General features: G+C 48.6%; 9 protein-coding genes. 6 read left to right on the forward strand and 3 right to left on the reverse strand.

The genetic code is table 11. The features are described 5' to 3' along the window. Positions 1–38 precede the first annotated feature (38 nt). The 3 genes from V2I46_09490 to V2I46_09500 are packed head-to-tail and all read left to right on the forward strand — an operon-like array spanning position 39 to position 4,176. Positions 39–755 (forward strand): glycosyltransferase family 2 protein, encoded by a 717-nt coding sequence (locus V2I46_09490; protein MEE4177730.1) that lies wholly within the window; start codon positions 39–41, stop codon positions 753–755. 28 nt (positions 756–783) lie between these two features. Next, positions 784–2,241 (forward strand): glycosyltransferase family 87 protein, encoded by a 1,458-nt coding sequence (locus tag V2I46_09495; protein ID MEE4177731.1) that lies wholly within the window; start codon positions 784–786, stop codon positions 2,239–2,241. Positions 2,242–2,289: 48 nt separating this feature from the next. Then, positions 2,290–4,176, forward strand: a complete 1,887-nt coding sequence (locus V2I46_09500; GenBank protein ID MEE4177732.1) for a hypothetical protein — start codon at positions 2,290–2,292, stop codon at positions 4,174–4,176. On the opposite strand, the gene V2I46_09505 is transcribed toward V2I46_09500, so the two are convergent. The 3 genes from V2I46_09505 to V2I46_09515 are packed head-to-tail and all read right to left on the reverse strand — an operon-like array spanning position 4,173 to position 9,107. Next, positions 4,173–5,981: a hypothetical protein gene (locus tag V2I46_09505; GenBank protein ID MEE4177733.1), complete on the reverse strand. Its 1,809-nt coding sequence runs from the start codon at positions 5,979–5,981 to the stop codon at positions 4,173–4,175. The genes V2I46_09500 and V2I46_09505 overlap by 4 nt on opposite strands. A 20-nt stretch (positions 5,982–6,001) precedes the next feature. Beyond that, positions 6,002–6,727 (reverse strand): DNA repair protein RecO, encoded by a 726-nt coding sequence (gene recO, locus V2I46_09510; GenBank protein ID MEE4177734.1) that lies wholly within the window; start codon positions 6,725–6,727, stop codon positions 6,002–6,004. A 37-nt stretch (positions 6,728–6,764) separates the two neighbouring features. Continuing rightward, positions 6,765–9,107 (reverse strand): two-component regulator propeller domain-containing protein, encoded by a 2,343-nt coding sequence (locus tag V2I46_09515; protein ID MEE4177735.1) that lies wholly within the window; start codon positions 9,105–9,107, stop codon positions 6,765–6,767. Positions 9,108–9,388: 281 nt separating this feature from the next. Between V2I46_09515 and cysC the strand changes: the two genes are divergently transcribed. The 3 genes from cysC to cysN are packed head-to-tail and all read left to right on the forward strand — an operon-like array spanning position 9,389 to position 12,187. Then, a complete protein-coding gene (gene cysC, locus V2I46_09520) occupies positions 9,389–9,991 on the forward strand; it encodes an adenylyl-sulfate kinase (protein ID MEE4177736.1) in 603 nt (200 codons plus the stop codon). Positions 9,992–9,995: 4 nt separating this feature from the next. Further along, entirely contained in the window at positions 9,996–10,901 is a 906-nt protein-coding gene (gene cysD / locus V2I46_09525) for a sulfate adenylyltransferase subunit CysD (protein ID MEE4177737.1), read from the forward strand. Between the two features lie 11 nt (positions 10,902–10,912). Continuing rightward, entirely contained in the window at positions 10,913–12,187 is a 1,275-nt protein-coding gene (gene cysN, locus V2I46_09530) for a sulfate adenylyltransferase subunit CysN (protein ID MEE4177738.1), read from the forward strand. Position 12,188 lies beyond the last annotated feature (1 nt).

Here is a 12,188-nt window from a genome sequence, read left to right on the forward strand (position 1 = left end):
TATTTCTACTTTTACAATTATTTCTGAAAGACCCCATAATGAAGAAGCTTTCCATTGTCATCCCCGCTTACAATGAGGGAAACACCATTACCGCCATCCTTGAACGCGTGCTGGCCGTTAAGCTCGAAGGCATTGAAAAAGAGCTTGTGATCGTTAATGATTGCAGTAACGACAATACCGCTGATGTGGTTGAAGAATTCATGAAAACCCACCCCGAAGCAGACATACACTTTTATCATCAGCCAGTCAATATGGGCAAAGGGGCGGCATTGCATCGTGGGATAAAGGAATCCCTGGGTGACTATATCATTATCCAGGATGCCGATCTGGAATACGATCCCCGTGAATACAAAGACCTGCTGAAACCCATCCTGGAAGGCAATGCCGACGTGGTGTATGGATCACGTTTTGCGGGTTCAAATCCTCACCGTATTTTATTCTTCTGGCACACCATTGGCAACAAATTTCTGACCTTCGTATCAAATATGTTCACCAACCTGAACCTAACCGATATGGAAACCTGCTATAAGCTTTTCAGGGCAGATATCATCAAAAGTCTGAACCTGAAGGAAAGGCGCTTTGGTTTTGAGCCCGAAGTCACGGCCAAGGTTTCGCGCTATCCAAGGGTTAGGATTTATGAAGTCGGGATCTCTTATTATGGCCGCACTTACGAAGAGGGAAAGAAAATCAACTGGAAAGATGGCTTCAGGGCCATATGGTGTGTTTTGAAATACAACATCTGGAGCAAGCGCTAGGAAAAGATTTTTCTATAAGAAACGACCCATGTTCAAGAAGATTCAGAGATTTTTCCCGGAAGAAAAGCTGGCCCTGGGCTTGATCCTATCGGGTCTTTTCCTGTTTTTCCTTTGGATTCTGTTCCGCTCTGAAGGTTTCATCGGCGATGCCGACAGCGTGACCCATTACCGCTTCTCAAGGTATTCGTGGCAGTTTCCCTCTTTTCTGCTTGACCACTGGGCCAAGCCTGTCTTTACTTTGCTCTCCAGTCCCTTTGCACAATTTGGACATACCGGGGTTTCCATTTTTAATCTCCTTGGGGGCATAGCCAGTGCCTGGTTGGTTTGGTTGGCCGCAAAAAAGCTGGAGTATTCCAATCGATTGCTGTTGCCTTTCCTTGTGTTTTTCACCCCCATTTATACCCTGCTGGTCATTTCCGGTCAGGTGGAGGTGCTATTCGGCTTGTTCATTATGGCCACCATCTGGTTGTGCCTTGACAAGAGATACCTCTGGGCCGCCGTGGTCATTTCGTTCTCCCACCTGGTCCGCACCGAGGGCATCTTTATCATCCCCACCATCGGCTTATACTTTCTGGTGAAAAGGCAGTACCGTGCCATCCCATTGCTGCTGACAGGAACCTTGATTTACAGCATTATCGGCTATTTCCATTTTAATGATTTCTTCTGGCTGATAAACCAGATGCCCTATGGCGGAAAGGCTGAGATGTATGGCACGGGCAGCTTCTGGCATTTTTTCAAAGCATGGCCAAAAATTTTTGGTGTGGTGAATTATCTATTGATTCCCCTGGGGATTCTAGCCATTCTATTTGATCTGGTTCGGGAAAGGGCAAACCGGCATTGGGAGGAGGCCATTCTGGTCCTTTTGCCCTTTATATTGTATTTCATGGCCCACGTGGTAATGTGGTACACCGGGGTAGGGCGCTCCCTGGGCATGTACCGCTATATGGTTTCCATCGTGCCGGTGGGGGCCCTGATAGCCTTGCGGGGGATGAATCTTATCCTGAGGGGACTGGAGCATCTTATCAAGGCAAGATTTGCTGGCTATTTCTTCGGAATTGCACTGATGGCGCTTTTTGTCATTACCCCCTTTAAAATGTGGCGCATCCCGCAGAAACTTGACGGGATGAACAAGGTAATGAAAGAAGCGTCAGATTTTATCCTGAAGGAAAAGTTCAATCAAAACAAGATCTATTATTCCGACCCTGCCCTGGAGATGTTCCTTCACCTGAACCCTTATGACGAAACCACCTCCCGCCTCAGGCTCCCCGACTCCTCCAGGCCTCATCACGAGGTTAAACCCGGGGAAATCATCATATGGGAGGGACACTTTATGGCACTGGAAGGGGTTAAACTGGAGGATCTGGAACATAGTCCCTACTTTGAACAGCTGGGGCTTTTTGAACCTGAGCATCCTTTTACTATTTTTGAAACGGATTATAAAGTAGCGGTTTTCAGAAGGCTGGAAGTTGGGGACATTCAGGAATAAACAAAGGTTCCATTTATAACATCGGAGTCATCTTTTAAATAAGCAGTCATGGGTGAATTCCGGAATTTATTTTCTGGTCAATCAAAGGGCAAAAGAAATCTTTTGTCGCTTGTTGCCATTCTTTTGATTGCCATGGTGGTTGTTGGAGTATTCAGCAACATGAAACGTTGGCGACAGCCGATGAAAGTGATACAATGGGACATTAAAAACTATTATGCATACCTGCCTGCCGTATTTATTTATGGCGATCATGGCCTTGAGTTTACCAGGGAAGATCCGGAGTTCTTCGGTGACAAGTTTTGGCCCATTCCTACCCCTTCCGGTGGTTTGGTAATCGTTACCAGCATGGGGCTGGCTATCCTTTATCTGCCGTTTTTTCTCATGGGGCATTTGGCTGCCTGGTTTACCGGAGCTGAAATGAATGGTTTTTCACCCCCCTATGCTTTCTTCCTGGTGCTCAGCTCCCTGTTTTATGTCATCATTGGCTTGTTTGCATTGAGAAAGGTGTTGTTGAAGTATTTCAGCGATGGTATCACAGCCATCACCTTGCTGGCTATGTTCTTTGCCACTAACCTTCTTTTCTATACAGCTCACGAAGGTCCTATGTCGCATGCATATAATTTTGCCCTTTTTGCTATTTTTATGTTGCTTACCATTCAATGGCACGAAAAACCTGGAGTGAAAAACAGCCTGATGCTTGGTTTGCTTGCTGGACTCATTGTATTGGTTCGTCCTACCAATATTGTGCTCCTGGTCTTTTTCGTGTTATATGATGTGAAATCCTTCAATGAATTGAAACTAAGGATAGTTTTCCTTGGCCGGAAATACAACCTTGTCCTGTTTATGGCAGTCGCCGCTTTTTTGGTTTGGCTTCCACAAATGCTTTACTGGAAATCTGTTTCAGGCCATTGGCTCTATTACAGCTACAAAGAGGAAGAAGGATTTTTCTTTGGCAACCCCCAGATTATCCGCGGACTGTTCAGCTATCGCAAGGGTTGGCTTCTTTATACTCCCATCATGGGTTTTGCCCTTTTGGGGATTGCCTTGCTGTGGAAATACAGGCGTGCATTTTTTTGGCCTATCTTCCTTTTTACCGTGATTAATATTTATGTTGTTCTTTCCTGGTGGTCGTGGTGGTATGGGGGTGGTTTTGGACAGCGCGCCTTTATTGAATCCTATGCCCTGCTTGCAATACCCTTTGCCACGCTTTTATATGCTGCTGGGAAATGGAGAAAAGGCGTCCAAAGACTTTTGGTGACATTGACCTTCTTGCTGATGGTTCACGGCATTTTTCAAACGGCCCAGTATCATTATGGAGCCATTCATTGGGATTCGATGAATAAAACGACTTATTGGGCCTCTTTTGGACGCGTCAAGCCACTTCCAGGTTTCTATGAGGCCATCGATCCCCCGGATTATGATTTGGCGACAAAAGGAATACATGGTGTGATTAAACGCGAAAAACCGAACTATCAGGTGCTGGAGTCTTTCGTTTTCGATATGGAAACCTTCGATGCTTCCGGCCAGTTTGTTCTTTCCGAAAATGGAAAACCCCAGTTGAATGTGGGTATGGCTCTTTTTGACGAAAAAGCTTATGATGGAGAACACAGCCTGAAGTTAGGCCGCTTGACTGAACAAAACATTTCCCTTTCTATCCCTGTGCAGGCAGGAGAACAATGGGTGGTTTCAGTGAAAAGGAACGCCCCCTGGTTTAATGGGGCACTTGTGTTGACAGGCGATGGAGGCGCTGACTTTTATAAGGACATCAGGATTGGATTACCTGCAGCCCGGCTAGGATGGGACTCTCTTTCGCTTCAGGTTGAAATACCAGGGGAAGAGGTCACGAAATTAAAGGTTATTCTGAGAAGTACCGGAAGATTGAATACCTGTTTTGACGACCTGCGAATTGAAAAGGTGAAGAAATTAAGCCCTTAATCGACTCCGGCCAATTGTACCGTCATTTCTTTGAATTCTGTATCCTTTTCTTGCTTGATATAAAAGAGCCTTATGGTGGCATCCTCAAGGAGGTTTGCGTTCATCCTGAATTGAAGGCGGCCCCTTCCGCAAAACCTTTCCTTTCCTGCCACCTTAAATAAATGCATCGAACTCCAGTAGCGGTTGTTTCCCTGTAAGTCATCAATGGCGACCAAAATTTCATCAATGCCTTTCTTGTAGCATACGTCAGCCAACACTTGCAACACCAGGGTTTCGGCTTCTCCCCATAAAGGTTTCAATTGGCTTCCATCCAAGGAATCCAGCAGGTTATATCCCATCTGAAAAGTCTCAGGTTTTACTTTCTGGGAGATGTTTTTCTTAATTAATATCTGCTCCTCAAGAAGTTTCACTTTGTGCATATAAAACAAGCCTCTGTATTTCGGGTGGGTCTTCAAAAAGACCGTCCAATATTTTTCCCTGCTCATACTCGCATCATCCAGGAAATAGGTTTGGTACTGCAAGGTCTGAATAATGCTAATATAACTGAGCGGCAGGAACAAAATCAAAAACAGCCAGCGCAAAGCCGGGGGGTTTGAAAGGAATACCGAGCTTGCAAACAGCACAAACAAACTGTAATAATCCACCATGACCCTTGAGCCAAAACTTGCCCCGTACGACCAGTTATGCCAGCTCGACAATACGTAGACCAGCACCGCCAGGGCCAGGTAAAAGCTGCCTGTTTTCCAGAAATGGTGCTGTTTCAGGTACACCCAAGTACCGCCCAGCAGCATCAGGAAAAAGACCGGGGCATATACAAAGAATCCTTTCTGATAGCTGAAAAGGAACTTCAACATATGGGCCTGGCTGAGGATAAATGTCTCATCCTGGTAAGGCTTTATATAAAGCAAACCGGTTTGCAGGTACCATACCAGTGGCTGTATGGCGATCACCAGTAAGGCCAGTGCCAGGGCGATAAAGGCAGGCTTTAACCTAATGGTGAAAAGGCCCCGTACGGCTCCTGCGAAATGCCCCGCATCATCAAATAGAAAGGGCACAAAGGCCAGGATCAGCCCGTTGGCAGGCCTGATCAGCACAATCATCCCAAAGGCAAGGGCGGCCAGGTACAGGAAATTATTGTTTTCTTTTTTGGCATATCGGCTAATGCAGTAAACAAAAAAAGTGATGAAAAAGAAGGAATACACATGGCTGAAGGAAGCGTCAGCATAGGCATACTGCATCAGCGAACTGCCAAAGACCACCAGCCCCTGCAGCAAAAGAATCCACCCGCCAGGTATGCCTTTCTGCTGAAGCAGTTTCCGCAAAAATACCAAGCCCAGGAAGAGGTAAAACAAGGCTGCAAGCTTAACAAACTGCTGGTAAATGAAGCTGTACCCATCGGCTGAATATTTTATGCCTGCTACCGCAATGCCATGAGCGGTTAGAAAGAACGGTACCTGGGCCACTGCCGTGCCAATAAAGTACTTGTTGATCCTTCGGCCATTCACCCTTGGGTTTAATCCCTGGTTGTAAGCACGGTGATCATAAAATTCGGTGATCAGCGTATCGGTATAGGAAAAATTCAGATCGTGGTAAATGAAGGCCGCCGGCAGGTAGTCGTAATAGCCCTTGCCATCGGCAACGATCACCACTTTCCTGGGTTCATAATACTGCGTTAAAAGCAAAATCAACAGGAACAGGATAAACATCTCCTGCAGAATTGACCTTTTTTTGAAAATATGCCTGATATGGTTATTCAGTTTCATTGATAGCCTGCCCGTATTGGGCATAAAGATAGAAAAACCCATGAAAGGTTCTTTACTGGACTTTAGTGCAATACGCTTTCCAGCACCAAGTGCGATTTGATTTCCTTCAGGCCCTCCAGGTGCATGCGGTAATAGTCAATGATGCGGTGCAGCAATGCCTTGCGCTGTTCGCCCTTCATCTGAAGGTTTTCCATGTCCTCAATCTGGCAGTTAGCCAGGGCATAAAACTGCCGGCTTAGCTCCTGGTCGAGGCAAAGATCGGGCCCGTAATAACTGCTCTGATACAAGCCTTCCCTCAGGTTGAAATAGGGGTGATGGGCATCGTAGTTGCTGCGGGGGAAAAAGCCCAGATGGCTGCTTAACTGTAACAAGAACACCAGGTGAAAGTCGTTAATACGGCCCGGATTCTGATCCAGGAAAACAAGGGAATTCCTCACATAGTCGAACATAGCGGGGCTGGGGTCAGATTCCTTCAGTACCCCTGAAATCATCTCTGCAAGGAAGATGGCAATGCTGGTCTTAGTGATGTCATAGGGGATGCTTTGCCAGGGATCGGGGCAAGTGATTTCGCGAATATGCTGCAAGCCCCCGTGCTCCTTGCGGTAGATCACCAGCTCCACCACGGTCAGCGGCTGAAAGACGTTTTGTTTGATCCGCGCACGGGCCTTCCTGACTCCAGGTACGATAAACGATTGCAGCCCGGCTTCCCGCGTAAACACACGTGCAATCACACTTGTCTCCCCATACCGGAAGTGGTGCAATACGATACCGCTGGTTTTTTCAATCATACGCAACAATAAACTTGACCGCCGCGGCTGTCAAGATTTAATTGACAAAGAGGATCTTGGTCACCATGGTTTCACTGCCATCGTCATTGGTCGAAAATACCAGGTACACCCCAGTGGAGGGCCTATGCCCGAAAAGGTCCTGCCCATTCCATATCGCCTGCCCCCCCTCAGCGATGGTTTCAAACACCAGGTTACCATTGATGTCGGTAATCTTCACCACGGCATTTTTCACCAGACCCCTGATGGAGATATAACCCGCATAGCCGGGACGCACGGGGTTGGGAAAAGCATAAACATCGGTATGCACAACCGGGGCATCAGTAGCCAGCCCCCTGAAGGATACTAAGCCTTTGTCGGTTGCAAAGAACACCTCCCCGTTTTTTCCGTTGGTGGCGATATCGAGCACGTTGTTTGAGGGAAGGGGACTGTTCTCAGCAGTGAAATGAAAGACAGTTTCGCGTCCGTCGGATGAGAGCAGGAATGCGCCTGAACGCGTCGTGCCGAACCATTTCTTGTTCGAACCATCAACCGCAATGCTGTTGATAGTTTCCGTTTCAAAAAGGATGCCCGCAAAACCATCCTGTTCTACGATGATCTGCTGGGCGTTGATGGGTTCGCCTGAAAAAGCCCGCTGGGGTGCATAAAATACTGCTACTCCCTTATCGGTTCCAACCCAAACATAGCCGTCGTGATCGACCACCAAACTGATCACATTATTGGTAGGTAAGCCCCCATTGCCGTCCGTGGTAGTGAGGCGGCGGGCCTGAAAATCATTGTCGCTGTTCAGGTTGTTTTCATTAAAAACGTATATGCCGCCCCCATTGGGTAGTGCCGCCCACTTCTGTCCCGAGCGGTCAATGATCAGCTGGCCAACCATCTGTGTTGCGCTGACAAGCCCCTGACTGCTGAAGCTTAGCCATTCGTTGTTTTCTTTTTTTACCGCGATGGGTCTAAGGGTGTGTGAATTGGTTAACCAAACATTGCCGCTGTTGTCCACCGCAGCCCCACCCAGACGGATATGGTCTTCTATCCCGTCACGCCTCAGCAAGGTGCTGTTGGTATCGTCCCATAATGCGATGGGCCCCTCCGGGGTGAATTCAAGCAACCCTTCTGTCCATGAGGCCGCATAGATCTTCTGGGGGTTGCCCGGGTCTACAGCCACCCGGATGATATCCCACACCTGATCCATCACCGGGAAGTTGATCAGGTTAAACCAAGTCCACTGTCCTTCGGCAAACATAAACACCCCATTGGTATTCCAGGTGTTCCCCCCCCCTGATGTAATGGCGCCCGGGGCAACCCAAAGCCGGTCACCTCCTGCAGCCAGTCCAAAGGCATTAGGTGTGGCTGGACCGGGAAGGATGATGCGGTAAAAGCCAGTGGGACTAACCCGCTGAATCAGCCCGTCGTAAATATCCCCCAGCCATAAGGTGCCGTCATTGTCAAATAGCACATCCAGCGCCCTTACCATCCCTTCATAATAGTTATCGATACGCTCTTCGAGCGCCAGTTCAGCATTGAAAATATCCACGTGCTGATCGTTCGAAACCAGGAATTTGCCGCCGCTGACCCTGAGTTTGCGCCGGGTCCCAGAATAAGGCTCACTGCCTGGAAAGAAGGCCTGCCATTGGATGCCATCATAACGGTAGAGGGCATCATCTGCAGCATTGGCAATATTGGCAAAAAGATTGCCCTCATACCAGGCTACCATATTCACTAATTCATTGCTTTGCCCGGTGACATTGATTTTTTGCCAGTTCTGAAAATCCGCAAGGTTAACACCCTGGGCTGGAGCACTGAGTAATCCTGCGTTAGTGGCTGCATAAAAATGAGTACCTGAGTGAACAAGATCATATACCTCAACCTGGCTGCCCTGCGGGCCAATGAAATAGGTGTCGCGAATCAGGAATGTGGCCAGATCAAATTCAACGATGCCAAACCCACACGCCAGGTAAGCCCGCTCGTCACCTATAAGGATGTGGTTGATGCTTTTGCTCCCCATGATAGACGACCGGCGGATGTCAGGCACATTGAAAAATTGTCCGCCCTGGATCAAGTCAATATTGCCGTTCATATAGCCTACCAGCAACAGATCGTGATTCTCGGAATAAGCCAGGCTGGTGATACCAAAATCGGTCAGGCCCTGCACCTTGTCAATTTTTTCTACACTATTGTCGGCCTTGTTGAAAACCACCAACCCATAGGAAGTGGCACCGATGATTTTTTCAGGGGTCTCGGAAAGCGCGATAATGGTGTTGTTGGGCAAATGATGCCGCCAGTGCCCAACAGGGATGTCCTTACCAGAAAGAGAACGAGCCAGCGTCAGGAGACATACAATTGAAAATAGCAAAATCAGTGCCAGGCTTTTATGATTCGTCATGCATTTTTTCTTTTTTATCTGCTTAGGGTAATAAACCCTGCAACCTTTGCAAATTTAACCAAAAACCCTGCGCAAGCCGGGTGAAAAATTAGCTTAATAAAGAACGCCTCCAGTGCTTTTAAAATTGCTACTGTCACCGTGACTTTCAGGGGTTTCTTCCAGGCTTTTCCAAACGATGGCCTTTATTCGGGGGTTTTTTATAATTTTGCAGTTCCCGTTCAGGGACCCCAGGGATTACGTCCGCACCGTGATTTCAATTCACCTGATAACCACCAGTAAACATGGAGAATAAGCCCCACGCGATGATGTGTTCTTTTTTGCAACGCCTCGACAAAGAGCGGCTGCTGGGCCAGAAAGCACTGGTGATTTGGCTCACCGGGCTCTCGGGCTCTGGCAAGACCACCATCGCCATCGACCTGGAGCGCAGGTTGCATGAGATGGGGTTTAAGACCCAGGTGTTCGATGCCGATTTCATACGTACCACCATCAACCGCGACCTCGATTTCACCATGGATGGGCGTATTGAAAACATCCGCCGAATAGCGGCCATCTCCAGGCTCTTTGTCGAAGCCGGCCTGGTTGTGATCAGCTGTTTCATCAGCCCCACTCGCCGCATCCGCCAGATGGCACGAACCATCATTGGCGCCAATGACTATTGCGAAGTCTTTGTCAATGCCCCCTTCGAAGTCTGTGAAGACCGCGACCCCAAGGGTCTTTATCAAAAGGCACGCCGGGGTGAGATCAGCGATTTCACAGGAATTGATTCACCTTATGAGCCCCCCGACCATCCCGACCTGGAGATTCGTACCGACCTTTGCAGCGTTGCTGAAGCGGTCGACCAGGTGCTGGATTTCGTTTTACCCAAAATCGTTTTAAAAGAATAGCGCAATGCAGTCATACAACCTGAATCACCTTCGCGAGCTGGAAGCCGAATCAATGTTTATTATCCGCGAGGTGGCCGCACAGTTTGAGAAACCCGCCCTGCTTTTCTCTGGTGGCAAGGATTCCATCGTAATGTTGCATATTGCCGTTAAGGCCTTTCATCCTGCTAGGATACCATTCCCCCTGTTTCACATCGATACCGGGCACAATTTCCCCGAAACCCTCGAATACCGGGATAAGCTGGTCGAGAAACTGGGCGTCCGCCTCGTGGTGGGCTATGTCCAGGATTCCATCGACCAGGGTCGTGCAGTGGAGGAAACCGGGCCTCAGGCCAGCCGCAATATTTTGCAGACTGTCACTTTGCTTGACACCATTGAAGAGCATGGCTTCGACGCCCTGATGGGAGGTGGACGGCGCGATGAGGAAAAAGCCCGAGCCAAAGAACGCTTCTTTTCCCATCGCGATGATTTTGGACAATGGGACCCCAAAAACCAGCGTCCTGAACTTTGGAATCTCTTCAATAGCCGTAAGAAAATGGGTGAACATTTCAGAGTCTTTCCCCTGAGCAACTGGACCGAAATGGACGTATGGCAATACGTGCTGCTCGAGGATATTGAAATGCCATCCCTTTATTTCTCCCACGACAGAGAATGTGTCGACCGCAAAGGCACCCTGTTGGCCCGCAGCGAATATGTGCAATTGATGGAGGGCGAAAAATGGGAAAAGATGCGTATTCGCTTCCGCACCATCGGCGATATGAGTTGCACCGGTGCAACGGTGTCGCCTGCCAGTACCCTTGAAGAGATCATTCAGGAAGTAGCAGCCGCCAGGCAAACCGAAAGGGGTTCACGCGCTGATGATAAACGCAGCGAAACAGCCATGGAAGATCGTAAGAAGGAAGGTTATTTTTAAAAATTGCTGTGATGGAAAACGTTTCAGGTAAAGGATATCTTGATATGGAATTGCTGCGGTTTACCACCGCAGGAAGTGTGGATGACGGGAAGAGCACCCTGATCGGGCGTTTGCTTTACGACAGTAAGTCTATCTTCGAAGACCAGTATGAGGCCATTAAGCTTAGCAGTGAGCGACGTGGCGAAGAAGGGGTGAACTTGGCGTTGCTAACCGACGGCCTGCGAGCTGAACGCGAACAAGGCATCACTATCGACGTGGCATACCGCTATTTTGCCACTCCAAAACGAAAGTTCATTATTGCCGATACCCCTGGACATATTCAGTATACCCGCAATATGGTCACGGGCGCCTCCACAGCCAACCTGGCTGTCATTCTCGTGGATGCTCGCAAAGGCGTCGTCGAGCAAACCAAACGCCATGCTTTTATTGCCTCCCTGCTGGGCATTCCCCACCTGGTGATCTGTGTCAACAAAATGGACCTTATGGATTACGACAGGCAAGTGTTTGAAAGCATTAAGAAGGAGTTTCAGGCCTTTGCTTCCAAACTGAAGGTGCAGGACATCCAGTTCATTCCCATCAGTGCGCTCAAAGGCGACAACGTGGTCGATAAATCACAAAATATGTCCTGGTATGGTGGCCCCACCCTGATGTATCTCCTCGAATCCATCCATATCGGTAGCGACCTTAACCTGGTCGATTGCCGCTTCCCCGTTCAATACGTCATTCGCCCTCAAAGCGATGAATACCATGATTATCGCGGTTATGCCGGCCGGGTCGCCGGTGGAATCTTCAAGCCTGGTGATCAGGTCATGGTGCTGCCTTCTGGATTTACCTCCCGCATTAAAGCCATCGATGGACCGGAAGGTCCTGTTCAGGAGGCTTTTACCCCCATGTCGGTAACCATCCGCCTCGAAGATGAGCTCGATATCAGCCGGGGCGATATGCTCGTCAGGGTTAACAATGTCCCGGAGGTCTCCCAGGATATCGATATGATGATCTGCTGGATGAACCCGGTGAAGCTTAACCCTACTGGGAAATACGCCATCAGGCACACCACCCGCGAAGCCCGGTGCATTATTAAAAACATTCTTTATAAGGTGGACGTGAACACACTTCACCGCATCCAGGATGATAAAGAGGTGGGCATGAATGACATTGCCCGTATCTCCGTGCGGACTACCGTCCCCCTATTCTTTGATAAATACCAGATTAACCGCTTCACTGGAAGCGTGATCCTGATCGATGAGGGCACCAATGAAACCATTGGCGCCGGAATGATCATTTAGA

It is taken from the genome of Bacteroides sp. (assembly GCA_036351255.1).
GTDB lineage: Bacteria > Bacteroidota > Bacteroidia > Bacteroidales > UBA7960 > UBA7960.

Excerpts from the sequence above, each read along its gene's own strand:
- V2I46_09490 (MEE4177730.1), top strand. The coding sequence starts at position 39 with ATGAAGAAGCTTTCCATTGTCATCCCCGCTTACAATGAGGGAAACACC.
- V2I46_09495 (MEE4177731.1), top strand. The coding sequence starts at position 784 with ATGTTCAAGAAGATTCAGAGATTTTTCCCGGAAGAAAAGCTGGCCCTG.
- V2I46_09500 (MEE4177732.1), top strand. The coding sequence starts at position 2,290 with ATGGGTGAATTCCGGAATTTATTTTCTGGTCAATCAAAGGGCAAAAGA.
- V2I46_09505 (MEE4177733.1), bottom strand. The coding sequence starts at position 5,981 with ATGGGTTTTTCTATCTTTATGCCCAATACGGGCAGGCTATCAATGAAA.
- recO (MEE4177734.1), bottom strand. The coding sequence starts at position 6,727 with ATGATTGAAAAAACCAGCGGTATCGTATTGCACCACTTCCGGTATGGG.
- V2I46_09515 (MEE4177735.1), bottom strand. The coding sequence starts at position 9,107 with ATGACGAATCATAAAAGCCTGGCACTGATTTTGCTATTTTCAATTGTA.
- cysC (MEE4177736.1), top strand. The coding sequence starts at position 9,389 with ATGGAGAATAAGCCCCACGCGATGATGTGTTCTTTTTTGCAACGCCTC.
- cysD (MEE4177737.1), top strand. The coding sequence starts at position 9,996 with ATGCAGTCATACAACCTGAATCACCTTCGCGAGCTGGAAGCCGAATCA.
- cysN (MEE4177738.1), top strand. The coding sequence starts at position 10,913 with ATGGAAAACGTTTCAGGTAAAGGATATCTTGATATGGAATTGCTGCGG.